The following is a 25,569-nucleotide window of genomic DNA, read 5'->3' on the forward strand; positions in this document are numbered from 1 at the left end:
TCAAGATTTCAATGCTTCGGCAAGGTTCGCGAGTTTGCCGCGAATCGAGCCATCGATTACCAGGTCGCCGGCGCGGATGATGACACCACCAATAAGGGTGGCATCCTCCGCAGCGTGCAGTCGCACTTCCCGGCCGAGCCGTGCACTGAGAACCTTGGCGAGTTTGTCTTGCTGTTCTTGGTTCAATGCAAAAGCACTGGTGACATCCACATCTACCGATTTCTCTTGTTCAGCCTTGTACAGGTCAAACAGAGCGGCAATCTCCGGCAAAAGCGGGAGACGGTCGTTTTCAGCAACGACGTGGATGAAATTCTGTGCCTTGACATCAAACTTGTCGCCACACACGTCAATAAACGTGGTGGCCTTGTCTGCGCTCGTCAGTCGCGGGGCCTTGAGCACGCGCTGCATGGTGTCGTCTTGCGACACTGCTGCAGCCAGGCCGAGCATGGCTGACCAAGAGGCCAGTTGCTGGTGGGCCTGGGCGTGCTCGAAGGCTGCCTTAGCGTAAGGTCGGGCCAACGTGGTCAATTCTGCCATGATCGCCCTCGCTTAAATTTCAGCAGCCAGTTTGTTTACCAGCTCCGCGTGCGCGTTTTGATCGATTGTGGAACCCAGGATCTTCTCGGCGCCAGAGACTGCCAGGCTACCCAATTGGGCACGCAGCGCGTCTTTGACACTGTTAAGTTCCTGCTCGATCTCGGCCTGAGCCTGAACCTTCACACGGTCAGCGTCGATACGGGCTTTTTCAACAGCCTCTTCAACAATCTGGTTACCGCGTTTCTTGGCTTGCTCAATGATTTCGGCTGCCTGAGCTTTTGCTTCGCGCAGTTGTTGACCCGCTTTATCTTGGGCCAATTCCAGGTCGCGAGCTGCTCGGGCGGCAGCGTCCAGTCCATCCGCGATCTTCTTCTGACGTTCGTGCAAAGCCGCGATGACCGGAGGCCACACGAACTTCATGCAAAACAGTACAAAAATGAAGAACGCAACGGACTGGCCAATCAGGGTTGCATTAATGTTCACGCCAACACCTCGCTCGTTCGTTGCACATCACACCAATCACTCGAAGGTTCGAGTGATTAGCCAGCGAGTTGACCAACGAATGGGTTCGCGAAGGTGAAGAACAAAGCGATACCAACACCGATCATGGTTACGGCGTCGAGCAGACCGGCAACGATGAACATTTTGACTTGCAGCATTGGAACCATTTCTGGCTGACGCGCTGCGCCTTCCAGGAACTTGCCGCCCAACAGGCCGAAACCAATTGCGGTACCCAGTGCGCCCAGGCCGATCAACAGTGCAACAGCGATAGCGGTTAGACCAACTACAGTTTCCATCTTTCCTCCCGACTTTTACGTCGTATGGTTTAGGTTTTTTAGATTTTAAAGCGGTAAAACAAATCGTTTCATAGCCCTGATCGGGCCCCCTCTCGTTTGACCGAGAGGGACATCAGACTAGTCGAGACTGGCCTTAATGGTTCTCTTCGTGCGCCATCGACAAGTAAACGATGGTCAGCATCATGAAGATAAACGCCTGCAGGGTGATGATGAGGATGTGGAACACCGCCCACGCCCACTGCAGAACAACGCCCAGGCCGCTAAGCCAGAGCAGACCACTGCCGAACATCACAGCAATCAGAATGAAGACCAGCTCGCCAGCGTACATGTTGCCGAACAGACGCAGTGCCAGCGAAATAGGCTTGGCGATCAGCGTCACGAACTCCAGCAGGAAGTTCACCGGTATCAGCAGCGCCTGAAGGAAAATATTCTTGCTGCCAAACGGGTGCAGGGTCAGTTCGCCGATGAAGCCGCCGATGCCCTTGACCTTGATGCTGTAGAAAATGATCAGCGCGAACACCGACAGGGCCATGCCCATGGTAGCGTTCGGGTCAGTGGTCGACACGGCACGGAATGGGATGTGCGCATCACCCGTGATCAGCATGACCAATTGAGGAATCCAGTCGACCGGTACCAGGTCGACAGCGTTCATCAGGAAGACCCAGACGAAGATGGTCAGTGCCAACGGTGCAATCACCGGGCTACGGCCATGGAAGCTGTCTTTCACGCTGCCATCGACGAATTCGACCAATACTTCAACGAAGTTCTGCAAAGCACCCGGTTGGCCGGAAGTCGCCTTCTTTGCCGCCATGCGGAAAATCAGAACGAAGATCAGACCCAACGCGACCGACCAGCCGAGAGTATCGACGTGGAAAGCCCAGAAACCCATTTCTTTGGCTTCTGCTGCGGTGTGAGCAAAGCCCCATCCGCCATTAGGTAGATGCCCGAAGGTCAGGTTCTGCAAGTGGTGCTGGATATAGCCCGAAGCGGTTGTTTCTGCCATGGTTGCCTCAAACGCCCTAAGGTCTCGAAAGTCTTGTTCTCATCAGCAGGGGCGAAAACCAGCTGACCAGTTGGGTCAACACGAAGACGCCGAATACAGCCAGCGGCGCCAATGGCTTCACACCTGCAAAGGTCAGTGCAAACAGCACTGCCGTCAAAATCAGTTTCCCTGCCTCGCCGGCATAAAAAGACCGGACGATAGCCTGGGCCGCTCGGGCGCCGGAAAACCGAAATGCCCTGTGAGCGAAATAAACATTAGGCAGCAAGGCTATCAGGCCTCCGCAAAGTCCTGAGTACCCGGCAACGACTCCATGCCATTGCCAAAGCGCCAAAGCAGCAATGAGCAAAACGACAAATTGAGCCATTAACACCGGAAAAACTGCCAGGCGATGGAACGGCAAGCGGTTTGGCATGCGGGTTTCCATCACTTTTACTCCCCAATGGTCGGCTGCCAGAATTCAATAACTTGGCATAATTTGTGCCGACAAAATGCGCGCAGAGTATAGGGGCGGTTCAGCCCCTATTCAACTGTCAGGTAGTGATTTCCGACTGCGCGCTACATATGGAAATGTTTCAACGAATGTGTGCAAGCACGCCTTGGAGCTCGTCGAGGGAGTTGTAACCAATCACCAACTGACCTTTGCCCTTCTTTCCGTGGCGGATCTGCACCGCAGAGCCTAGGCGCTCAGCCAGGCGCTGCTCAAGGCGAGCGATATCCGGGTCTGTTTTTACCGGCTCAGCAGGCTCCTGTTTGCCACTCAACCACTGGCGAACCAGTGCTTCCGTCTGGCGCACTGTCAGCCCCCGTGCGACAACATGTCGCGCCCCTTCAACCTGTTGATTTTCCGGCAAACCCAGCAAAGCGCGCGCATGACCCATCTCCAGGTCACCGTGGGACAGCATGGTTTTGATAACTTCCGGCAACGCGATCAGGCGCAATAGGTTGGCGACTGTAACGCGGGACTTACCCACCGCGTCGGCGACTTGTTGCTGGGTCAGCTGAAATTCCTGCTGCAAACGCTGCAAGGCGACCGCTTCTTCGATCGGATTGAGGTCTTCACGCTGGATGTTCTCGATCAGCGCCATGGCAATGGCCGTTTCATCCGGCACATCGCGGACCATCGCGGGGATCGTTTCCTGGCCTGCCTGCTGGCTAGCGCGCCAGCGGCGTTCGCCGGCGATGATTTCAAAGCGACCGCTGCCGATCGGACGAACCACGATCGGCTGCATCACACCCTGGGCCCTGATCGACTGCGCCAGTTCTTCCAGCGCCTGAGGGTCCATGTCCCGACGCGGCTGATATTTGCCTCGCTGGATCAGGTCCAGAGGCAGGTGTTGCAACTCGCGCTGATCGGCTTGCACCGCTTGCTCTTCCAGCGAGCTGACAGTCGGACCACTCAGCAGTGCATCCAGTCCACGTCCTAGACCTCGTTTCTTGACGGCCATGGGGATTCCTTAAGTTGCCTGAGCGGCGGCGGTGCGTGAGTTTTTGCGTTGACGACGAACCATCTCGCCCGCCAATGCCAGATAGGCAATCGCGCCTCGCGATGACTTGTCGTATGCCAACGCCGGCATGCCGTAGCTTGGCGCTTCAGCCAGGCGAATGTTGCGCGGAATCACGGTGTCGTAGAGCTGCTCGCCAAAGTGTTCCTTGAGCTGCGCCGAGACATCGTTCATCAGGCTCAGGCGCGGGTCGTACATGGTCCGCAACAGGCCTTCGACTTTCAGGTTCGGGTTCAACAGTTCGGCGATGCGCTTGATGTTATCCACAAGGTCGCTCAAGCCTTCGAGCGCAAAGTACTCGCACTGCATGGGGATAATTACCCCATCGGCAGCCACCAACGCGTTCAGCGTCAGCATCGACAGGGACGGCGGGCAGTCGATCAGAATGTAATCGTAGTTTTCACGGATCGGCGCCAACGCACTGCGCAGACGGCTTTCCTTCATCTGCATTTCCAGCAGCACCACTTCAGCCGCGGTCAAATCGCGGTTGGCCGGCAGCAGCTGGTAGCCCCCGTGCTCGGAATAATGCATAGCCTGGGCCAGATCGCACTCGCCGATCAACAGGTCGTAGACCGAGTTTTCGAGGCCATGTTTATCCACACCGCTACCCATGGTGGCGTTGCCCTGTGGATCAAGATCGATCAACAGCACCCGACGCTTGGTAGCGACCAGGGAAGCTGCGAGGTTGATGCAGGTGGTGGTCTTGCCCACACCACCCTTTTGGTTCGCTATCGCGAATACCTTAGCCATTCTTGCTTGTGTTCCCAATCATGCCGTGCGGCGCAGTATCAGCAGATGGCGTTGGCCTTGGCAACCGGGTACGGCCAAGGCGTGTTCGCTATCGAGGTGGAAGTCTGTCGGCAATGCTACCAGCTCATCGGCGGGATGAACGCCCTTCATTGCGAGCCAACGTGTATCGGCATCACCAAGGTGGCGAGTCCAGTTACTGAAGTTCTCCATGCTGCTGAACGCCCGGGAGACGATCCCGTTGAATGGCTGCTCAGGCTGGAACGTTTCAACACGGCTGTGGATAACTTGAAGGTTATCCAGTTTGAGTTCGAGTTTGACCTGGGTCAGGAACCGGGTTTTCTTGCCGTTGCTGTCCAGGCAAGTCACTTGGGACTCTGGAAACAGGATGGCCAACGGAATACCCGGCATGCCGCCGCCACTGCCAACGTCCAGCCAGCGACCATTTTCGACAAAAGACATCACACTCAAACTGTCGAGCAAATGCCGAGAAACCATTTCGTCCGGATCACGCACGGCGGTCAGGTTGTAGGCCTTGTTCCATTTGATCAACAGGGCCAGATAACCCAGTAGCAACGCATGCTGGGTTTCTGTCAGGGAGACACCGAGTTGGCGAGCGCCTGTGGATAACTCTTCGGCATGTTGCGAGGTGACCAACGAACTCAAGCGCTTTGCTCCAACTGACGGCCCGCGCCGCGTTTTTTCAAATGAATCATCAACAGCGAAATGGCTGCAGGAGTTACGCCGGGGATACGCGACGCTTGGCCCAGGGTTTCTGGACGGGTTGCACCGAGCTTGCCCTGAATCTCTTTGGAGAGACCGGAGATGTTCGTGTAATCGATATCCACAGGCAGTTTTGTATCTTCGCTGGCCCGCAAGCGTGCAATTTCATCTTGCTGCCGATCGATGTAGCCCGCGTATTTGGTCTTGATTTCGACTTGTTCGGCGACCTGCGGATCTTCTGCGCCACTACCGGTGACAGAGATCAGGCCAGCGTAGTCGATTTCCGGACGGCTCAGCAGGTTGAGCAAATTGTATTCGTGGGTCAGCGGTGTACCGAACTTCTCGGAAATGGCATCGCCCTGCTCGGTGCCGGGGCGAACCCAGGTACTTTTCAGACGCTGCTCTTCCAGTTCGATGCTTTCGCGTTTGGTGCAAAAGGCTGCCCAACGCGCGTCATTCACCAGTCCAAGTTCGCGACCTTTTTCGGTCAGGCGCAAGTCCGCGTTGTCTTCACGCAGGATCAGGCGATATTCGGCGCGTGACGTGAACATCCGGTACGGCTCTTGAGTGCCAAGGGTAATCAGGTCGTCGACCAATACCCCGATGTACGCTTCATCGCGGCGCGGGCACCAGGCATCTTTGCCTTGGGCGAGCAATGCCGCGTTAGCTCCGGCCAGCAAACCCTGGGCCCCGGCTTCTTCGTAACCGGTGGTGCCGTTAATTTGCCCGGCAAAGAACAGACCGCCGATGACTTTGGTTTCGAGGCTGTATTTCAGGTCACGCGGGTCGAAATAGTCGTACTCAATGGCGTAGCCCGGACGCACGATATGCGCGTTTTCCATGCCGCGAATCGATTGCACAATTTGCAATTGCACATCGAACGGCAGAGAGGTGGATATGCCATTCGGGTACAGCTCGTGAGTGGTCAAACCTTCCGGCTCGATGAAGACCTGATGGCTGTCCTTGTCGGCAAAGCGGTGAATTTTGTCTTCGATCGAGGGGCAATAACGCGGGCCAATACCTTCAATTACGCCGGAATACATCGGCGAACGATCAAGGTTGGCGGCAATGATTTCGTGGGTCCGGGCGTTGGTATGGGTAATCCAGCAACTGACCTGTTTCGGATGTTGTTCTTTGGAGCCCATGAACGACATCACTGGAATCGGCGTATCACCTGCTTGCTCGGTCATGAGCGAGAAATCCACAGTGCGCCCGTCGATGCGCGGTGGCGTACCGGTTTTCAGGCGACCGACACGCAGCGGCAATTCACGCAAACGATGAGCCAAGGCAATCGATGGCGGATCGCCGGCGCGACCGCCGGAGTAGTTTTGCATCCCAATGTGGATAAGTCCGCCAAGGAAGGTGCCGGTGGTCAACACCACAGAATCGGCGAAGAAACGCAGACCCATTTGGGTGACAACACCACGCACGCGTTCCTGCTCAACGATCAAGTCGTCAGCGGCTTGTTGAAATATCCACAGGTTCGGCTGGTTTTCCAAGGTTTCGCGCACAGCAGCTTTGTACAGAAGACGGTCAGCCTGGGCGCGAGTAGCCCGCACGGCTGGGCCTTTACGGCTGTTCAACACGCGAAACTGAATACCACCCTTATCGGTAGCCATCGCCATCGCGCCGCCAAGGGCATCGATTTCCTTGACCAGATGGCTTTTGCCGATCCCACCAATGGCAGGGTTGCAACTCATGGCACCGAGGGTTTCCACGTTATGCGTCAGCAACAGGGTTTTTGCCCCCATGCGTGCTGACGCCAGTGCTGCCTCGGTACCGGCATGACCGCCGCCGATGACGATCACTTCAAAACGGGAAGGGAAATCCACCACGCACCTCGTGCCTGCTTCTGTCAGGTAATTCAGGAATAGTTTGAGCCCAGGTTTTTGGACCGGGTCGGCAAGTATAGGGACTTAGCCCTTCCTAAAGAACCCTTTGCACAAAATTTAACCAGCTGTGGAGAAGTCGCGGTTATAGAAATTAAAAAGAAAGAAATTTATTAAATCTTTGTTTTTATGTTTATTTTTACTGAGCATACTTTCTGTGGATAGATCTCTATAAGCCTTTATATTCAGTATGTACAGAGATTCAAAACCCTGTGGTCATGTACCCATAAGGGCCTTGGATAACCGCTTTAAGCCTGTGGATGAAAGCCATGGTTATCCACAGGGGTGGTTATCTTCAGTTTTTAGGCCCTGTTATCAACTGACCTTAGTGGTAGTTATTCACAGGGCTTAATCCACAAAAAAGTGGTGAAACGTTAGATTCCAGGCACAGAAAGTCCGCTCAAGCAGACAGAATCTGATCAGCACTGCGGGGAAATGACAGAAAGAGAGGGAACAGACAGGCGCAAATGGCCCGTCTGCCAAACAGCGGAGGGATTATTTACCGATGCAAAAGCTGGAAAAAATGCGACCCAACAAGTCATCGGAACTGAACGCACCGGTAATTTCACCCAACGCGTGCTGAGCTTGCCGCAAATCTTCAGCCAGCAGCTCACCTGCACCTGCCAGGGTCAACTGAGCCCGTCCATGCTCAAGCGATGCGCTGGCATGCCGCAGTGCGTCCAAGTGACGCCGGCGAGCACTGAAGCTGCTCTCTGACGTCTGCTCGTAACCCATGCAGGTCTTGAGGTGTTCACGCAGCAACTCAAGGCCCTCGCCTGCCGATTTGGCACTCAGGCTGATGGTGACATGGCCATCGGCGCTGACTTCCAGGGCAATCGGTTCGCCCGTGAGGTCAGCCTTGTTACGGATGAGCGTCACCTTGGCCGGGTCTGGTCGGGTTTCGAGGAATTCCGGCCACAACGCAAACGGATCAAGCGCTTCCGGTGCGGTGGCATCGACCACCAACAACACCCGATCCGCTTCACCGATGGCTTTCAATGCTCGCTCAACGCCGATTTTTTCCACCTGGTCGTCGGTATCACGCAGACCTGCGGTGTCGACCACGTGCAACGGCATGCCGTCGATGTGGATATGTTCGCGAAGAATGTCACGGGTAGTGCCCGCAATCTCGGTAACGATTGCGGCTTCACGACCGGCCAGAGCATTCAGCAGACTGGACTTGCCGGCATTCGGCCGGCCAGCAATCACAACGTTCATCCCGTCCCGCAACAAGGCACCCTGCCCGGCTTCACGAAGGACTGTGGATAATTCCTCACGGACCTTGTCGAGCATACTCAACACGTGGCCATCGGCGAGGAAGTCGATTTCTTCTTCGGGGAAGTCGATGGCGGCTTCAACGTAGATACGCAAGCCGATCAATTGCTCGGTGAGGTTATGCACACGTTGGGAAAAGGCACCTTGCAAGGAACGCAGGGCATTGCGTGCAGCCTGTGCAGAACTGGCCTCGATCAAATCGGCAATTGCCTCGGCTTGGGCGAGGTCGAGTTTGTCGTTGAGGAAGGCGCGCTCGCTGAATTCACCCGGCCGGGCCAAGCGGCAGCCGAGTTCCAGGCAACGCTTGAGCAGCATATCCAGCACGATCGGGCCGCCGTGGCCCTGGAGTTCCAGTACATCTTCGCCAGTGAACGAGTTCGGTCCCGGGAAATACAGAGCGATGCCTTCGTCCAGCACCTCTTCGTTTTCACTGAGGAACGGGCCGTAATGCGCATACCGCGGTTTGAGTTCGCGACCGCTGATAGCTTTGGCCGCCACACTCGCCAGCGGCCCGGAAATGCGGACGATGCCGACACCGCCTCGACCTTGAGCGGTCGCGACGGCGGCGATAGTTTCACGAGGAACGCTCATAAACCGGTATCCAGACAAAAGTGACAGATAGCAAAACGCCCCACTAGGGGGCGTTTTGAGTGGTTATCCACAGTGTAAATCAAGCGGCTGCTTTGGCAGCCCGTTCGATTTTACGTGTGATGTACCACTGTTGGCTGATCGACAGGCAGTTGTTCACTACCCAATACAGCACCAGACCGGCCGGGAACCAAAGGAAGAAGAAGGTGAAGATGATTGGCATCAGCTTCATCACCTTAGCCTGCATCGGATCCGGTGGAGTCGGGTTCAAACGCTGCTGGATGAACATGGTTGCGCCCATGATGATCGGCAGAATGAAGAACGGATCCTTGATCGACAGGTCAGTTATCCACAGCATGAAAGGCGCTTGGCGCATCTCAACGCTTTCCAGCAGAACCCAGTACAGAGAAAGGAAAACCGGCATCTGCACCAGGATTGGCAGGCAGCCACCCAGTGGATTGATCTTCTCTTTCTTGTACAACTCCATCATCGCCTGCGACATTTTCTGCCGGTCGTCGCCATGTTGCTCTTTCAGCGCCGCCAGTTTCGGTGCCACTGCACGCATGCGCGCCATGGATTTGTAGCTGGCAGCCGACAGCGGGAAGAAAATCCCTTTGATCAGCATCGTCAGGAAGATGATCGAGAAGCCCCAGTTGCCGACGATCGCGTGGATGTGTTGCAGCAGCCAGAAGATTGGCTGGGCAATGAACCACAGAATGCCGTAATCGACGGTCAATTCCAGACCTGGGGACAACTCTTTCAGCACTGCCTGGCTTTTCGGGCCAGCGTACAAAACAGCGCTGACTTCAGCTTTAGCACCCGGCGCAACAGTCAACGCTGGCGCCGTGTAGCCGATGATGTAGTTACCTTTGCTGTCTTTGCGGGTCTGGACGAGATTGTTTTCGCCCTTAGCCGGAATCCAGGCCGTCACGAAGTAGTGTTGCAACCAGGCAACCCAACCACCGTTGACGTTTTCTTTCAACTGGCCCTTGTCCATGTCCTTCATGGACACTTTCTTGTACGGCTCGTTACTTGTCCACAGGGCTGCGCCCAGGTAAGTAGCGGTGCCGGTAGCCGTGCTGGAAGAAGGATCGGAACTGGCGTCACGCTTCAATTGCGCGAACATTGCACCCGACCAAGGCTTGGCGCTTTCGTTATCGATCAGGTAGGAAACGGTTACGTCATACAGGCCACGTTTCACGGAGAAACGCTTGATGTAGTTGATACCGTCCTTGCTGAACTTCAGGTCCACGACCAATTGGTCCTGACCGTCCGCCAGTTGGTAGATCTTCTTCTCCGAGGAGTAAACCGGACGACCGGCAGGACTTGCGTCCGGACCGTCGGTGCCGATGAGACCGCTCTGAGCCAGATAAGTCCGCTCGTTGCCGTTATCGAACAGCTGGAATGGAATTTCCGGATGGTCCTGGCGACGTGGATACAGCGGCAACGTCAACTGGGCAACATCACCACCTTGTGGATCGATGGCCAGGTTGAGCACATCCGTTTTGATCTGGATGAGGTCTTTGCTTACAGCTACCGGAGTTTCAGTAGGTGCAGTGGCACTGGTATCGCTTGCAGCGCGTGGAATGTCGTCACTGACAGAAGCATTATTGCCAGTCGCCGTGTCCGGTATGCCCGGTGCGGTAGTACTGGAAGCAACATTCTGAGTCGGCAGGGCAGCCTGGCCATAGTCCTGGTTCCATTTAAGAACCATAACGTAGGTCACGATTGCCAGGGCGACGATCAGGATCGTGCGTTTGATATCCATGATTACTCGGCCATCGAAGAAGAACGGGAGGTAGGGATAGGTGGAACCGGGTCATAACCACCGGGATTCCACGGATGACAGCGACCTAAACGACGAAAGGCCAGCCAGCCACCGCGCAGAAGGCCATGATTTTCTATGGCTTCATACGCGTAGCAGGAACAACTGGGGTAGAAACGACAGTGGCTGGCCATCAAAGGACTGATGGCATAGCGATAAAACTGGATCGGAACGAGTGCCAGTTTACGCATCTGGACTGTCTACCCCTACAGTTTCGGTTTTGACTGCTGGTACCGGCGTGCTGCGTGCCAGACGTTTCCAGAGTTTGCCGAAATGCTGAATCAATTCGGGGTTTTCTACGTCGCCCAAACCTTTGCGCGCGACGATAACGATGTCCCATCCCACCAGTGAATCCTGGTGCAGGCGAAACGATTCGCGCATCAGACGTTTGAGGCGATTGCGCTCGACTGAGAGCTTTACGCTCTTTTTCCCGATAACCAGCCCGAGACGGGGGTGATCGAGATCGTTGTTGCGCGCAAGGAGCAGGAGATTTTTCCCCGGAACCTTGCCGGTAGGGGAGTCAAAGACTGCCTTGAAATGCCGGGGGGTAAGCAAACGCTTTTCCCGACTGAAGTCCTGACTCACCTCCAGTGCCGGATTATCAAACTGCCAGACGCGCACGACCTTTGGCGCGACGACGCGACAGGACGGCACGACCGTTCTTGGTAGCCATGCGAGCACGGAAACCGTGAGTACGAGCGCGTTTGATAGTGCTTGGTTGGAAAGTACGTTTCATTGTCGTGTTACCTGGTTCGTCCACAACGGGCCGGAATGGCCCCCGTTTTAAGAGACCGGGGATTCTAGAGAAAGCAAGCCTCTAGGTCAATTTCCAACCAGCGTTTCCTTATAAATAGATATCCAGACGTTTTCTCATCTGACAGACCTTGGCTAGATATAGATATAAAGAAGGAATTATTTAAAGCTTTTCTGTAAAGCTTATAAAAACTAGGGCCATGGTTATCTGTGGATAACCACCTCTAGGGCATATAGATCAATGTGTACAGAGGATGACAACTACAGTGGAAAACGGTGGTAAGCCTGTGCTGTGCTGTCGGATAAGCTGTGCATGGAACAGCTAGTTATCCACAGGCTGGTTATCCACCGAGTTTTGTCCCTACTTGTCCAGTGCCCTCAGGGGCGGTTATCCACAGAGCTTATACACATACCACTGGTCGCCTTTTTGATGCTTAACGCCTTGATAATTCATGGTCTGTGCGCAACCTGCATGTGGATAAGTGGGCGTCTGGTCGCTACAATGGCCGCTTGTTTTTGCCTCACCGGCTTTCAACTTAGGGGATATCCGTGTCAGTGGAACTTTGGCAGCAGTGCGTAGAGCTTTTGCGCGATGAGCTGCCTGCCCAACAATTCAACACTTGGATCCGTCCACTACAGGTCGAAGCCGACGGCGACGAGCTGCGTGTTTACGCACCGAATCGTTTTGTTCTCGACTGGGTCAACGAAAAATACCTGGGCCGTGTCCTTGAACTGCTGGATGAGCACGGCAATGGCACTGCGCCTGCGCTTTCTCTATTAATAGGCAGCAAACGCAGTTCGGCACCGCGAGCAGCGCCTAATGCTCCGTTGGCGGCTGCCGCGTCCCAGGCTCAGGCCGCAGCCATTCCAGCCAACGCCTCAGCCCCGGCAGTCACAACAACCAAACGCGCGACGCAAAAAGTTGCTCACGTCAGTGAGGAGCCTTCTCGCGACAGCTTCGACCCGATGGCGGGCGCCAGTTCGCAACAGGCCCCGGTCCGCGCCGAACAGCGCACGGTGCAGGTTGAAGGCGCGCTCAAGCACACCAGTTACCTGAACCGCACGTTCACCTTCGAGAACTTCGTCGAGGGTAAGTCCAACCAGCTGGCCAGGGCTGCGGCTTGGCAAGTGGCGGATAACCCGAAGCACGGCTACAACCCGCTCTTCCTTTATGGCGGCGTTGGCTTGGGTAAAACCCACTTGATGCACGCAGTGGGTAACCACCTATTAAAGAAGAACCCGAATGCCAAGGTTGTGTACCTGCATTCCGAGCGTTTTGTGGCTGATATGGTCAAGGCGCTGCAACTGAACGCGATCAATGAGTTCAAGCGCTTCTACCGTTCGGTGGATGCGCTGCTCATCGATGACATTCAGTTCTTCGCGCGCAAGGAACGTTCTCAGGAAGAGTTTTTCCACACATTCAACGCTTTGCTTGAGGGTGGTCAGCAGGTCATTCTTACCAGTGACCGCTATCCCAAAGAAATCGAAGGCCTTGAAGAACGCCTCAAGTCCCGCTTTGGTTGGGGGCTGACAGTCGCAGTCGAGCCTCCGGAGCTGGAAACACGTGTGGCGATCCTGATGAAGAAGGCCGATCAGGCCAAGGTCGATCTGCCCCACGATGCCGCGTTCTTCATTGCCCAGCGTATTCGCTCCAACGTCCGTGAGCTGGAAGGTGCGCTTAAACGCGTCATTGCCCACTCGCACTTCATGGGCCGCGATATCACCATCGAGTTGATTCGTGAATCCCTGAAAGACTTGTTGGCGTTGCAAGACAAGCTGGTCTCTGTGGATAACATTCAGCGGACTGTCGCTGAGTATTACAAGATCAAGATATCTGACTTGCTGTCCAAGCGTCGTTCACGCTCGGTCGCACGTCCGCGTCAGGTCGCCATGGCGCTGTCCAAAGAGTTGACCAACCACAGCCTGCCGGAAATTGGTGATGTGTTTGGCGGCCGCGACCACACCACTGTTTTGCACGCCTGCCGCAAGATCAACGAACTTAAGGAATCCGACGCGGACATCCGCGAGGACTACAAGAACCTGCTGCGTACACTGACCACTTGATGAAATCCAGCGCAGCTATTAAGGCAAGGGACTAGACCATGCATTTCACCATTCAACGCGAAGCCCTGTTGAAACCCCTGCAACTGGTCGCCGGCGTCGTCGAGCGCCGACAGACCTTGCCGGTGCTCTCCAACGTGCTGTTGGTTGTCGAAGGCCAGCAGTTGTCGCTGACCGGTACCGACCTGGAAGTCGAACTGGTCGGTCGTGTGCAACTTGAAGAGCCAGCTGATCCAGGCTCTATCACTGTGCCAGCGCGCAAGCTGATGGATATCTGCAAGAGCCTGCCGAACGATGCGCTGATCGACATTAAGGTCGATGAGCAAAAGCTGGTAGTGAAGGCAGGTCGTAGCCGCTTCACGTTGTCGACGTTACCGGCCAATGATTTTCCAACGGTGGAAGAAGGTCCGGGTTCGCTGACTTGCAGCCTGGAGCAAAGCAAACTGCGTCGTCTTATCGAACGCACCAGCTTCGCCATGGCCCAACAGGACGTCCGTTACTACCTGAACGGCATGCTGCTGGAAGTTTCCGAAGGCATCATCCGCGCTGTAGCCACCGACGGTCACCGTCTGGCCATGTGCTCGATGAAAGCCGATATCGGGCAACCGGATCGTCATCAAGTTATCGTGCCGCGCAAGGGTATCCTTGAGCTGGCGCGTCTGCTGACCGAGCCGGACGGCCAGGTCAGCATCGTCCTGGGTCAGCACCACATCCGTGCGACCACTGGCGAATTTACCTTCACCTCGAAACTGGTAGACGGCAAATTCCCGGACTACGAGCGTGTTCTGCCTAAAGGTGGCGACAAGCTGGTGCTCGGCGACCGCCAAGCGTTGCGTGAAGCATTTAGCCGTACCGCGATTCTGTCCAACGAGAAGTACCGTGGTATTCGTTTGCAACTGGCCAATGGTCAGTTGAAGATCCAGGCGAACAACCCTGAGCAGGAAGAAGCGGAAGAAGAAGTTGGTGTCGAGTACAACGGCGGCAATCTGGAAATCGGATTTAACGTTAGCTACCTGCTCGACGTATTGGGCGTGATGACCACCGAGCAGGTTCGCCTGATCCTGTCCGATTCCAACAGCAGCGCGCTGGTGCAGGAATCGGACAACGATGACTCGGCCTACGTCGTTATGCCGATGCGTCTGTAATCATGCTTAGCGCAAGCTAGATGTCCTTAAGTCGCGTGTCAGTCACCGCGGTGCGTAATTTGCACCCGGTGACCTTCTCCCCCTCTCCCAGAATCAACATTCTTTACGGCGCCAACGGCAGCGGCAAAACCAGTGTTCTGGAAGCCATTCACCTGCTGGGGCTTGCCCGTTCGTTTCGTAGCACCCGTCTATTACCGGTGATTCAGTACGAGCAATTGGCATGCACAGTATTTGGCCAGGTTGAGTTGGCAGCCGGTGCGCACAGCGCTTTGGGCATCTCGCGGGACCGTCAAGGTGAGTTTCAGATTCGTATCGACGGGCAAAACGCCCGTAGTGCTGCGCAGTTGGCTGAGATTCTGCCACTTCAATTAATCAATCCGGACAGCTTTCGTCTGCTTGAAGGTGCGCCGAAGATCCGCCGTCAGTTTCTTGATTGGGGTGTGTTCCACGTGGAACCGCGCTTCATGTCCACTTGGCAGCGGTTGCAGAAGGCCCTGCGTCAGAGAAACTCTTGGCTGCGGCATGGTACACTTGACGCCGTTTCGCAAGCGGTTTGGGACAGGGAACTGTGCCAGGCCAGCGCAGAAATTGATGAATACCGCCGCGCTTACATCAAAGCCTTGAAACCAGTCTTTGAGCAGACCTTGAGCGAACTGGTTGAACTCGAGGGCTTAACGCTCAGCTACTACCGAGGGTGGGACAAAGACCGCGAGTTGAGTGCTGTACTCGCCGGTTCCCTTCAGCGGGATCAGCAAATGGGCCATACCCAAGCCGGACCACAACGGGCTGATTTGCGTCTTAGATTGGGCGCACACAACGCCGCGGACATCTTGTCCCGGGGTCAGCAGAAGTTGGTGGTCTGTGCATTGCGAATTGCTCAGGGTCACTTGGTTAGCCAGGCCCGACGCGGCCAGTGTATTTATCTGGTGGATGACCTGCCGTCCGAACTAGACGAGCAACACCGCCGTGCGCTTTGCCGTTTGCTGGAAGACTTACGCTGCCAGGTGTTTATCACCTGTGTAGATCACGAATTATTGAGGGAAGGCTGGCAGACGGAAACGCCAGTCGCTCTGTTCCACGTGGAACAGGGCCGTATCACCCAGACCCACGACCATCGGGAGTGAAGGCATTGAGCGAAGAAAATACGAATACCTACGACTCAACGAGCATTAAAGTGCTGAAAGGCCTGGATGCCGTACGCAAACGTCCCGGTATGTACATTGGTGACACCGACGATGGTAGCGGTCTGCACCACATGGTCTTCGAGGTAGTCGACAACTCCATCGATGAAGCGCTCGCCGGCCACTGCGATGACATCAGCATCATTATCCACCCGGATGAATCCATCACCGTTCGCGACAACGGTCGTGGCATCCCGGTAGATGTACACAAAGAAGAAGGCGTTTCGGCAGCCGAGGTCATCATGACCGTGCTGCACGCCGGCGGTAAGTTCGATGACAACTCCTACAAAGTCTCCGGCGGTCTGCACGGTGTAGGTGTTTCGGTTGTGAACGCGCTGTCTGAAGAGTTGATCCTGACCGTTCGCCGCAGCGGCAAGATTTGGGAACAGACCTACATCCACGGCGTGCCGCAAGAGCCGATGAAAATCGTTGGCGAGAGCGAATCCACCGGGACGCAGATTCACTTCAAACCGTCCGATCTGACCTTCAAGAACATCCACTTCAGTTGGGACATCCTGGCCAAGCGGATTCGTGAACTGTCCTTCCTCAACTCCGGTGTCGGTATCGTCCTCAAGGACGAGCGCAGCGGCAAGGAAGAGCTGTTCAAGTACGAAGGCGGCTTACGCGCGTTCGTTGAATACCTGAACACTAACAAGACCCCGGTCAACCAAGTGTTCCACTTCAACGTTCAGCGTGAAGACGGCATTGGTGTAGAAATCGCTTTGCAGTGGAACGACAGCTTCAACGAGAACCTGTTGTGCTTCACCAACAACATTCCACAGCGCGATGGCGGTACTCACTTGGTGGGTTTCCGTTCCGCACTGACGCGTAACCTGAACACCTACATCGAAGCGGAAGGCCTGGCGAAGAAGCATAAAGTTGCCACCACCGGTGACGATGCGCGTGAAGGCCTGACCGCGATTATCTCGGTGAAAGTGCCGGATCCGAAGTTCAGCTCCCAGACTAAAGACAAGCTGGTTTCTTCCGAAGTGAAGACCGCGGTCGAACAGGAAATGGGCAAGTACTTCTCCGACTTCCTGCTGGAAAATCCGAACGAAGCCAAGTTGGTCGTCGGCAAAATGATCGACGCAGCACGTGCGCGTGAAGCAGCGCGTAAAGCCCGCGAGATGACCCGCCGCAAAGGCGCACTCGATATCGCCGGTCTACCAGGCAAATTGGCTGACTGCCAGGAAAAAGACCCTGCGTTGTCCGAGCTGTACCTTGTGGAAGGTGACTCTGCTGGCGGCTCCGCCAAGCAGGGACGCAATCGTAGGACCCAAGCCATCCTGCCGTTGAAGGGCAAGATCCTCAACGTCGAGAAGGCGCGCTTTGACAAGATGATCTCTTCGCAAGAAGTGGGCACTTTGATCACTGCGCTCGGCTGTGGCATTGGCCGCGACGAGTACAACATCGCGAAGCTGCGTTACCACAACATCATCATCATGACGGACGCTGACGTTGACGGTTCGCACATCCGCACCCTGCTGCTGACCTTCTTCTTCCGTCAGTTGCCGGAGCTGATCGAGCGCGGTTACATCTACATCGCCCAGCCACCGCTGTACAAGGTCAAGAAAGGCAAGCAAGAGCAATACATCAAAGATGACGACGCCATGGAAGAGTACATGACGCAGTCGGCTCTTGAGGATGCAAGCCTGCACTTGAACGACGAGGCACCGGGTATTTCCGGACCGGCTCTTGAGCGTCTGGTGAATGACTTCCGTCTGGTAATGAAGACCCTCAAGCGTCTGTCGCGCCTGTACCCACAGGAGTTGACGGAGCACTTCATCTACCTGCCTGCGGTGAGCATGGAGCAGTTGTCCGATCACGCAGCCATGCAGGATTGGATGGCCAGGTTTGAAGTTCGCCTGCGTACCGTTGAGAAGTCGGGCCTGGTTTACAAGGCGAGCCTGCGCGAAGATCGTGAACGTAACGTCTGGCTGCCGGAGGTCGAGCTGATCTCTCACGGCCTGTCGAACTACATCACCTTCAACCGCGACTTCTTCGGCAGCAACGATTACAAAACCGTTGTTTCCCTGGGCGCTCAACTGAGCACCCTGCTGGACGACGGCGCGTACATCCAGCGTGGCGAGCGTAAGAAGCCGGTCACCGAGTTCAAGGAAGCCCTTGAATGGCTGATGGCTGAAAGCACCAAGCGTCACACCATCCAGCGCTACAAAGGTCTGGGTGAAATGAACCCGGATCAGCTGTGGGAGACCACCATGGACCCAAGCCAGCGCCGGATGCTTAAAGTGACCATCGAAGACGCCATTGGCGCAGACCAGATCTTCAACACCCTGATGGGTGATGCGGTCGAACCTCGCCGTGAATTCATCGAAAGCAATGCTTTGGCGGTGTCCAATCTGGACTTCTGATCCGGTGTCGGCTCAGGCAATAGTTGCGCATTTTCACAGTTAGATGAGTCGGCCCACCCTTAACAGTGGGCCGTAGCAGACAGAAGGCCAGCGCATTGCGCTGGCCTTTTTTTTGAGTGTTTTGACATCCGCTACCCAGGGCGCCGTCTAAGCTTTTTTTACTTTGAAGCGGCTTAACTCGCGTTGCATCAGCGACGCCCGGGCCGAAAGATCTTTAGCCGCCACCGCGCAATTTTGCGAGTTGGATTGGTTTTGCTGCGTCACTTCATCGATCTGCTCAAGACCGATACTGGCCTGTTGCAAGCCTGAGGCCTGTTCGCTGGAAGCCTGGTAAATCAGAGAAACCAGACTGGACACCGCGCTGGTTCCGCTGACGATATTTTTGAGCGATTCTGCAGTTCGGCCCGCGATGATCATGCCGCGTTGCGTCTTGGTCGACGAGTCTGCGATCAGCGCTGCTGTCTGCTGGGCAGCCTCAGCGCTTCGTGCTGCCAAGCTACGTACCTCGTCCGCTACTACCGCGAACCCACGTCCAAGATCGCCGGCCCTGGCAGCTTCGATGGCTGCGTTGAGTGCCAACAAATTGGTTTGTGCGGCAATGTTATCGATGGTGGTGATAATCGCAGTAATGTCTTTACCGGACTCGTCGATTTCGGCCATGGCGGCAATAAGCTCGCTCATTAGCTTGTCGCTTTCGCCAGCGTCAGCCCTTGACGCCTGGGATTGCTCATCCGCTTTTTTAGCGTTGGCCGCGTTATCGGTAGTTTGCGCGGCCATCTGCGTCATAACAGCACTGATTTCAGTAATAGACGAGGCGGAATTCGATGCGCCGTCTGATAGCGATTGACTCAAATCGGTCACTTGCTCGGAACTGCCAGTGATATGTGTGGCACTGACCTGCACCTCGGAAATGAGGTTGTTGAGGTTGTTGACCATCTTCTCCAGTGACTTACCCAACGTATCGTGCGGTGAAGACAACCTGACATCCAGATCCAGATCACCTTCGGAAATACGCTCGGCCACCCTAACCTGGCGTTGCAAGCTTTCTGACATCTCGTTCAACGCGAGCGACAGGTGCCCTACTTCATCCTCTGATTGCTGAACCAGACGGCGAGAGAAGTCCCCTAAACTGATGTTTGCTGCCAAGGCTGCAGCCTCACGAATGGGCCCAACGATTTTCGCCGCCGCAACCCAGAGGGCTGCCAAGGCCAACAGCGAAATGACCAGCCCCACCGACACCTGCCAGATACTGTTGCTGATACTGCGCATCTGCAATTCATGCTCTAAGGCAATGGCTTGGCTCATGACGACTGCCTTGGGCAGGCGAATTAACACAGCCCAGGGTTTACCCGTTCGCCCGAGCTGAATCGGCATCAGCACTTCAATGTTTTGAGTGCTTTGGTTGAGTTGGCTATCGCCGCGCCCGCCCTGGATTTCGCTGAGTATTTTTTCCCATGTATCGGGTAATAACGTCTTGATGGACTGACCAATCAGGTCAGTGCGCTGACTGTCAGCTACCACCAATCCCTGGTTACTCATAATTGTCACCGAGCCCTTGCCGCCATAAAGATCTGCGGACATTTGCTCGCTGAGTTTCTGAATGAAGTCGATATCGAAGTCTGCCCCGACCACTCCATAAAACTTGCCATCTGCAACGATGGGAACTGACAAGGTTGTCAGCCAGACATTTTTGCCCTGTACCACATACGGAATAGGGTCCAGCACGCTTTCCTTCAGGGTTGATCGCGGGCCGCTGTACCAGCCGCCTTTGAGTACGCCGTTGGGATGACGATCAGCGGAGTCATACTCCACCAATGGCTGCACCGCGACGTTGCCGTTGGAGTTGCGGGTCCAGTAAGGCGTGAAGCGCCCGGTTAACGGGTTACTGCCATCCGGTACGTTGCGGAACGACAGATCTTTTCCATCTAACGCTTCTGGCTCCCAACACGAATACGTACCGTTGAAGTCGGGGTTATCCTTCAGGACGCTAAGCAATACGGTATTAATCTGTTCACGTCCCAACGCTAGCGGGCTTTGCGAAGTCTTGCTGGCGGCAAAGGCATTGGCCATGGTGCGAGCTGCATCCAGGGCATTTTGCAATTTAGTCTGAATGGCGTTCGCCCGGGACTCTGCCAAGTTTTGAATTTCGCGGATCGTTGATTTTTCAACGAGTGCCGAGACCTCAGTAGCAACATATTGCTCATTTGCCCGAGCGCTAAACAGCCCGTAAATAACTAGGCTGGCCGATGAAACAAATAAGCAAATACCTGCGGTGACACAAATGCGTGCCTGCAACGACCTCAATTTCATAATATCCCCTGCCCGCTATGTTTTTTGCCTACGTTAAGGACGGCAGCATTTGATGTTCTTACAGGATGCGGTGAACCATGATCAACTCTTCTGCTGCTTACGCTCATTTATGGTTAACGCCAAAGGACGTGAACACATACACAGCGATACAGCTATTGGGCGCAATAAATGCGGTGTTTGGCGAGGTCGAAGTGTTCCTTCTATGAGCTGCCCCACCGAGGTTGGGATTAGACGTTGGTCTTCAGCATAAAAGGGCGCAGCGAGTAACTCGCCCTAACCTTAAAAACTTTAACTCCATACAATTGATTCGTATTAGATTTGAACGGTAGAACGTTAAATGGGTTCTGGCCCGTTAGCCGTCCGCGACTATTAATTGGCGCCATCAACCCGGCCAAGCTTAATTCTGCACATTAATTAAATTCAAAAGAGCGGGTGCTGTTAAATCAGCTCATGTTTTTCGATAGTTAAGAAAATGTGAGATCTATCTTATAGATAAGCTCCTTTTCGGGGAGTCTAGGCTTGATGCAGATCAATATAATAAAAAATAAAATTACACAGCTCGCTAATGAAATCGATTTATCTTTAATAAGGCTACTACTTTGGTCGTACTTGAATTTTATAAAAGCCAGCGCTAATTAATATAGCGGTATCTTTTCTAAGTTTCAGGAAGTGTTGTGTGTCAGCGCCAATGCTGAATTGACCCACGTGCTGACGTGAAACGACCCCATCTTTAAATCACGAAAAATCCAGCAAGATCAGCGCGGGCCAGGCTAATGCCACAGCAACCTTCACGCTGAAGTACGAGTGACGCCAAGCGGCTTCGCGTGGGCGGTCTGTCGGTTCTGGTTTATTCGGTGGTGGCCCCCACCCCCTCCAGCCGATACCCGTACCCGTAAATGGTCAGCAACTGCCAACCACGATCAGCCGTCAGCCCCAGTTTATTGCGCAGGCGATAGATATGAGTGTCGAGCGGTCGTGAAGAGACCATCTCTTCATGGCTCCAGAAGCGGCCATAAAGATATTCCCGTGACAGCGGCCGGCCCAGGTTGGTGAACAAACAACGTGCCAGGCGATATTCGCGTTCGGTCATGCCGATGGGCGTGCCAGCGCGAGTGACGGTCAGCTCGGCATCGTCAAACGCTAGATCATTGAAGTTGAGCACGTCGGCAGCGGTCGCGCGTTGTTGGCTATGCCTGCGCAATACCGCAGCGACGCGGGCTTTCAGTTCATTGGGGCGGAACGGTTTGCTGACATAGTCGTCGGCCCCGGCATTCAATGCCTTGACGACATCGCTTTCGGCATCGCGGCTGGTGAGCATGATGGCGGCGGGCGGCGCGTCCATGTGTTCGCGGGTCCAGCGCAGCAACGACAGACCACTGAGGTCTGGCAGCTGCCAATCGAGGATCAGCAGGTCGAACGTTTCCCGGCGCAGCTGGCGCAACAAGTCTTCTGCACGTTCGAAGCTGTGCAATGACCAGGGGTGTTCGCCCGGTTCGGCCATCTGGCGCAGGGTTTGTTCCACCCAGCGCAGTTCTGCGGGTTCATCGTCCAGTATCGCGACACGCATGCGCGGTAATTCCTTGACTCTGGGTCGTGGTCAGCTCGGGAGCAGACAATACCGGCTCAACTGCTGAAGTGAAAGTAAGCGGCCCTCCGTTGGTCGTGGTCCGCTATGATTCTTCAGGTTTAATCTTCCCTTCTGACCTGTGACTCATGACCTTGACCCCTTCTGCCCTGCTCAATCAGTCTTGCCCATGGTGAGCCCGCGCCGTGGTGAGAGCCGCGAGCCGACCCAGGTTCAGCGGCTGTTTCGGCGATTGGTCCGGGAATGGCTGTGGATAAGTCTGCTCCTGCTACCGCTCACGGGCCTGCTCTCGTTCGGTGCTCAGTCCAGAGAACTCGAAGGTTCGGGAGCTTTGGGCGCGCTGCTATCGGTCAGCCTGGTCGCATGCGTACTCGGTTCGCTGTTACTGCGCCCTCGCCTCGCGCTTTGGCTGACGCTGGGCGGCATGAGCTGCGCGCTAGTGATAAGTGCCTTTTTGGCAGAGCTGCGTTGGTGGTGGTCGCCGGCGGCTAGCCTGTTGGGCATGCTGTTCGGTTACCTGATCTGGAACTGGCGCCGGCTGAGTGTGGTGCTGACGTACTTCGGCTGGGAGTTGGCGCGCCTGGACAGCGAGCCGAAAGTATTTCCTGAACGCCGCCGTGTGCAGTCCCCCTCCGGCGACCATTTGCAGGGGCAAATCATCGCCCTGGAGCAAGCCATGAGCCGCACACGTGACACCCGGCGCTTTATCGCTGACGGCCTGGAATATTTGCCCGTGGCCACGTTGATCAGCGATCCGAAAGGCCGGATTTTGCTCGGTAACCGCAACGCCCGAGACCTCTTCGGTGGCGACTTGGTGGGGGATGACGTCGTCGAGCAACTGGCCCGATTGGGTTATCCGGAACTGCCCAATGGCTCGCGCTCGCTCTTATCGACGCTGGAGTTGCTGGAGTTCAGAGACATTCAGGGGCGCAGCTTGCGTCTCGAGCGTGCGGCATTGCTACCCGTGGATGGGGGCACGCCGATCGGCTGGTTGCTGAGCCTGACCGACCTGAGTGTGGAGCGCGATGCCGAGGAACAACGTGGCGTGCTATTGCGCTTTTTGTCCCATGACTTGCGGGCACCGCATTCGGCGATCCTCGCCTTGCTCGATGTGCATCGACAACAACAGGGTTGCGACACGCCACTGTTCGATCAGATCGAACGTCAGGTACGCAGGGCGTTGGACCTGACAGACGGCTTCGTGCAATTGGCCAGGGCCGAGTCCGAGGCCTATGAGTTCCAGCCAAGCCTGTTCGCGATGTTGGTGCTGGATGTGTTTGACCAAGCCTACAGCGTTGCGCAATTGAAGCAGATCGAGCTGGTCCGCCCTCTCCACGACGATGCTCAGGAGTGTTTGATCATGGCGGATCAGGGGTTGCTGACCCGAGCGTTGTTCAATCTGTTGGAAAATGCCATCAAGTACAGCGATTCCGGTACTCGCATCAGCCTGAACGTCCGTTGCAGCGACGGCTGGTTAACGTGCGAGCTTATCGATCAGGGCAAAGGCATCGCCGCCGATGAGTTGCCTGAGCTGTTCAGTCAGTACCGACGGTTTACCTCCGCTCAAGGCATCGACGGCGTGGGCTTGGGGCTGTCGATGGTCAAGGCGGTGGTCGATCGCCATGGCGGGCGCATCGCATGCCAGAGCACGGTCGGGAAAGGCACCTGCTTCACCCTTCAATTCCCGCTGTTGGATGACTGATTGCCGGGCCTAAAAAAACCGGCTATATCAGCCGGTTTTTTTGCGTCATAAAAAACTTATGCACCTTTTTCGACGTTTTATGAGCTTAAGAAATATGCATATAAATCATTAGCTTATGAAGTAAATACGGCGATTTTCAAAAAAACGGTACACAGGTTATCCACAAATTCTCAGACAGCCATCGGATCCGTTGCAGCCGGCGCTTGAGCGGTCGGTGGCAGCGAACCCATGTCTCGCTGCATCTGCTCGTTCCAGGCCTGGACCCGATCGTTCAGCGCCGCAATGGCCCGCGGCCCGCTGCCCTCGGCGTACATCGGTTCGCCGATGATCACGGTGATCACGCCCTGCTTCTTCGCCCAACCGGTTTTTGGCCAAAACTTGCCGGCATTGTGTGCAATCGGCAGCACCGGTAGCTCGGCGTTGACGGCCAACGCCGTACCGCCGCGAGAGAATTTGCCGACGGTGCCGAAGGGAACGCGAGTGCCCTCCGGGAAGATCAACACCCAGACGCCATCCTTCAGCAACTCATCGCCTTTCTTCGCTACATGCTTGAGCGCAGCCTTCGGGTTATCACGATCGATGGCGATCGGTCGCAACATGGCCATGGCCCAGCCAAAGAACGGCACAAACAGCAGTGAGCGCTTGAGCACCTGGCTCAAGGGCTCGAAGTAGGCCGAGAGAAAGAACGTTTCCCAAGTGCTCTGGTGGTTCGACTGAATCACGCAGGGCTGGTCAGGCACGTTCTCGGCCCCTTTCACTTCGTAGCGGATGCCCAGAAAGACTTTGCTTAGCCACAACGCGCAACGGCACCAGTACACGTTGATAAAACGATAACGGGCCTTGAACGGCAGAAACGGCGCGACAAAAAAGCTCAGACTGCACCACAGCAAAGAGCTGGTGCCCAGCAGCAGGTAAAAGAGAAAAGTTCTGATGGCCTGCAGTATCGACATGGCGATATTTACCGTTGCGGGCTCTGCCCGCCTATTCAAGCGCACCCCGGATCAATCCCTGCTCAGGAATATCAGAAGCGCTCTAATTGTGGATAAGTTCTGCGGCAATCGCCGCCAGATCGTCAAAAATCAAGGTGCCCACCGGCAGGGTCTTGCCCTGAGTCTTTTCGCCTTTCCCGGTCTTTACCAAAACTGGCTGAGAATCGACGGCTTTGGCGGCTTCCAGGTCACCGAGACTGTCGCCGACGAACCATAAATTAGTCAGCGACACGTTGTAATGCGCGGCGATGGTTTTCAACATCCCGGGTTTTGGCTTGCGGCAATCGCAGCCTTCGTCAGGCCCGTGTGGGCAATAGACGATCAGCCCGACTTCACCGCCCTGCTCGGCCACTAGCGAGCGTAAGCGCTCGTGCATGGCATCGAGGGTGGCGATGTCGTAATAGCCGCGAGCGATGCCCGACTGGTTGGTAGCGACTGCTACGGTCCAGCCGGCCTTGCTCAACTGCGCGATGGCTGCGATTGAACCGGGGAGTGGAATCCACTCCTCCACCGACTTGATGTAAGCGTCGGAGTCGTGATTGATCACCCCGTCCCGATCGAGAATCAGCAGTTTCAACAGCAGCC

Annotated in this window: 23 protein-coding genes and 1 pseudogene; 5 read left to right on the forward strand and 19 right to left on the reverse strand. The window is 55.5% G+C overall.

Annotation, left to right across the window (positions count from 1 at the left end):
• The 14 genes from RHM68_RS25885 to rpmH all read right to left on the reverse strand — a co-directional run bounded on the left by RHM68_RS25885 (position 1) and on the right by rpmH (position 11,622).
• Complete coding sequence (locus RHM68_RS25885) at positions 1–537, reverse strand: F0F1 ATP synthase subunit delta (RefSeq protein ID WP_322219812.1); 537 nt, start codon at positions 535–537, stop codon at positions 1–3.
• Between the two features lie 12 nt (positions 538–549).
• Positions 550–1,020: a F0F1 ATP synthase subunit B gene (locus RHM68_RS25890; protein ID WP_007948090.1), complete on the reverse strand. Its 471-nt coding sequence runs from the start codon at positions 1,018–1,020 to the stop codon at positions 550–552.
• A 56-nt stretch (positions 1,021–1,076) separates the two neighbouring features.
• On the reverse strand, positions 1,077–1,334 hold the full coding sequence (gene atpE, locus RHM68_RS25895) for a F0F1 ATP synthase subunit C (protein WP_002555987.1): 258 nt from the start codon (positions 1,332–1,334) through the stop codon (positions 1,077–1,079).
• A gap of 133 nt (positions 1,335–1,467) precedes the next feature.
• Complete coding sequence (atpB, locus tag RHM68_RS25900) at positions 1,468–2,337, reverse strand: F0F1 ATP synthase subunit A (RefSeq protein ID WP_322219813.1); 870 nt, start codon at positions 2,335–2,337, stop codon at positions 1,468–1,470.
• Positions 2,338–2,353: 16 nt separating this feature from the next.
• The gene (locus tag RHM68_RS25905) at positions 2,354–2,761 is read right to left on the reverse strand and encodes a F0F1 ATP synthase subunit I (protein WP_322219814.1); all 408 of its coding nucleotides are present in this window, start codon (positions 2,759–2,761) and stop codon (positions 2,354–2,356) included.
• Positions 2,762–2,909: 148 nt separating this feature from the next.
• Positions 2,910–3,782 (reverse strand): ParB/RepB/Spo0J family partition protein, encoded by an 873-nt coding sequence (locus RHM68_RS25910; RefSeq protein ID WP_322219815.1) that lies wholly within the window; start codon positions 3,780–3,782, stop codon positions 2,910–2,912.
• A 9-nt stretch (positions 3,783–3,791) separates the two neighbouring features.
• The gene (locus RHM68_RS25915; RefSeq protein WP_008155709.1) at positions 3,792–4,589 is read right to left on the reverse strand and encodes a ParA family protein; all 798 of its coding nucleotides are present in this window, start codon (positions 4,587–4,589) and stop codon (positions 3,792–3,794) included.
• Between the two features lie 18 nt (positions 4,590–4,607).
• Positions 4,608–5,252 (reverse strand): 16S rRNA (guanine(527)-N(7))-methyltransferase RsmG, encoded by a 645-nt coding sequence (gene rsmG, locus RHM68_RS25920; RefSeq protein ID WP_322219816.1) that lies wholly within the window; start codon positions 5,250–5,252, stop codon positions 4,608–4,610.
• The gene (mnmG, locus tag RHM68_RS25925) at positions 5,249–7,141 is read right to left on the reverse strand and encodes a tRNA uridine-5-carboxymethylaminomethyl(34) synthesis enzyme MnmG (RefSeq protein WP_322219817.1); all 1,893 of its coding nucleotides are present in this window, start codon (positions 7,139–7,141) and stop codon (positions 5,249–5,251) included. The genes rsmG and mnmG overlap by 4 nt, the downstream gene beginning before the upstream one ends.
• A 552-nt stretch (positions 7,142–7,693) precedes the next feature.
• Positions 7,694–9,064 (reverse strand): tRNA uridine-5-carboxymethylaminomethyl(34) synthesis GTPase MnmE, encoded by a 1,371-nt coding sequence (mnmE, locus tag RHM68_RS25930; protein WP_322219818.1) that lies wholly within the window; start codon positions 9,062–9,064, stop codon positions 7,694–7,696.
• A gap of 79 nt (positions 9,065–9,143) precedes the next feature.
• On the reverse strand, positions 9,144–10,829 hold the full coding sequence (gene yidC, locus RHM68_RS25935; protein WP_322219819.1) for a membrane protein insertase YidC: 1,686 nt from the start codon (positions 10,827–10,829) through the stop codon (positions 9,144–9,146).
• Positions 10,830–10,831: 2 nt separating this feature from the next.
• Positions 10,832–11,077 (reverse strand): membrane protein insertion efficiency factor YidD, encoded by a 246-nt coding sequence (gene yidD / locus RHM68_RS25940; RefSeq protein ID WP_080761984.1) that lies wholly within the window; start codon positions 11,075–11,077, stop codon positions 10,832–10,834.
• Positions 11,070–11,471: a ribonuclease P protein component gene (rnpA, locus tag RHM68_RS25945; RefSeq protein WP_027926203.1), complete on the reverse strand. Its 402-nt coding sequence runs from the start codon at positions 11,469–11,471 to the stop codon at positions 11,070–11,072. Before rnpA ends, yidD begins: the two co-directional genes overlap by 8 nt.
• A 16-nt stretch (positions 11,472–11,487) precedes the next feature.
• Positions 11,488–11,622 carry a 50S ribosomal protein L34 gene (gene rpmH, locus RHM68_RS25950; protein WP_003213577.1) on the reverse strand — a complete coding sequence of 45 codons (135 nt, stop codon included), beginning with the start codon at positions 11,620–11,622 and terminating at the stop codon, positions 11,488–11,490.
• Between the two features lie 566 nt (positions 11,623–12,188).
• Here rpmH and dnaA point away from each other — a divergent pair.
• Genes dnaA through gyrB form a run of 4 tightly spaced genes read left to right on the forward strand, consistent with a single transcriptional unit; the run spans position 12,189 to position 18,398 of the window.
• Positions 12,189–13,703: a chromosomal replication initiator protein DnaA gene (gene dnaA / locus RHM68_RS25955; RefSeq protein WP_322219820.1), complete on the forward strand. Its 1,515-nt coding sequence runs from the start codon at positions 12,189–12,191 to the stop codon at positions 13,701–13,703.
• Between the two features lie 38 nt (positions 13,704–13,741).
• Complete coding sequence (dnaN, locus tag RHM68_RS25960) at positions 13,742–14,845, forward strand: DNA polymerase III subunit beta (RefSeq protein WP_101207253.1); 1,104 nt, start codon at positions 13,742–13,744, stop codon at positions 14,843–14,845.
• Positions 14,846–14,865: 20 nt separating this feature from the next.
• A complete protein-coding gene (gene recF / locus RHM68_RS25965; RefSeq protein ID WP_322219821.1) occupies positions 14,866–15,969 on the forward strand; it encodes a DNA replication/repair protein RecF in 1,104 nt (367 codons plus the stop codon).
• A gap of 5 nt (positions 15,970–15,974) precedes the next feature.
• Positions 15,975–18,398, forward strand: coding sequence for a DNA topoisomerase (ATP-hydrolyzing) subunit B (gene gyrB, locus RHM68_RS25970; RefSeq protein WP_322219822.1), 2,424 nt, complete (start codon positions 15,975–15,977; stop codon positions 18,396–18,398).
• 147 nt (positions 18,399–18,545) lie between these two features.
• Here gyrB and RHM68_RS26850 read toward each other — a convergent pair whose 3' ends face one another.
• From RHM68_RS26850 to RHM68_RS25980, 3 genes and pseudogenes are all read right to left on the reverse strand, one after another.
• Entirely contained in the window at positions 18,546–19,451 is a 906-nt protein-coding gene (locus tag RHM68_RS26850; protein ID WP_416195256.1) for a methyl-accepting chemotaxis protein, read from the reverse strand.
• Positions 19,446–20,708 (reverse strand): annotated as a pseudogene (locus tag RHM68_RS26855) (HAMP domain-containing protein); the annotation flags it as partial. The gene RHM68_RS26850 and the pseudogene RHM68_RS26855, both read right to left, overlap by 6 nt.
• A gap of 847 nt (positions 20,709–21,555) precedes the next feature.
• Positions 21,556–22,275 carry a response regulator transcription factor gene (locus RHM68_RS25980; RefSeq protein WP_322219824.1) on the reverse strand — a complete coding sequence of 240 codons (720 nt, stop codon included), beginning with the start codon at positions 22,273–22,275 and terminating at the stop codon, positions 21,556–21,558.
• A gap of 187 nt (positions 22,276–22,462) precedes the next feature.
• Between RHM68_RS25980 and RHM68_RS25985 the strand changes: the two genes are divergently transcribed.
• Positions 22,463–23,995 (forward strand): sensor histidine kinase, encoded by a 1,533-nt coding sequence (locus tag RHM68_RS25985; RefSeq protein WP_322219825.1) that lies wholly within the window; start codon positions 22,463–22,465, stop codon positions 23,993–23,995.
• Between the two features lie 170 nt (positions 23,996–24,165).
• Here the strand turns inward: RHM68_RS25985 and RHM68_RS25990 are convergent, their stop codons facing one another.
• Both RHM68_RS25990 and gmhB read right to left on the reverse strand, forming a co-directional pair.
• Positions 24,166–24,945, reverse strand: coding sequence for a lysophospholipid acyltransferase family protein (locus RHM68_RS25990; RefSeq protein WP_322219826.1), 780 nt, complete (start codon positions 24,943–24,945; stop codon positions 24,166–24,168).
• A gap of 82 nt (positions 24,946–25,027) precedes the next feature.
• Complete coding sequence (gene gmhB, locus RHM68_RS25995; protein ID WP_322223953.1) at positions 25,028–25,567, reverse strand: D-glycero-beta-D-manno-heptose 1,7-bisphosphate 7-phosphatase; 540 nt, start codon at positions 25,565–25,567, stop codon at positions 25,028–25,030.
• Positions 25,568–25,569 lie beyond the last annotated feature (2 nt).

It is taken from the genome of Pseudomonas sp. DC1.2 (genome assembly GCF_034351645.1).
Lineage (GTDB): Bacteria > Pseudomonadota > Gammaproteobacteria > Pseudomonadales > Pseudomonadaceae > Aquipseudomonas.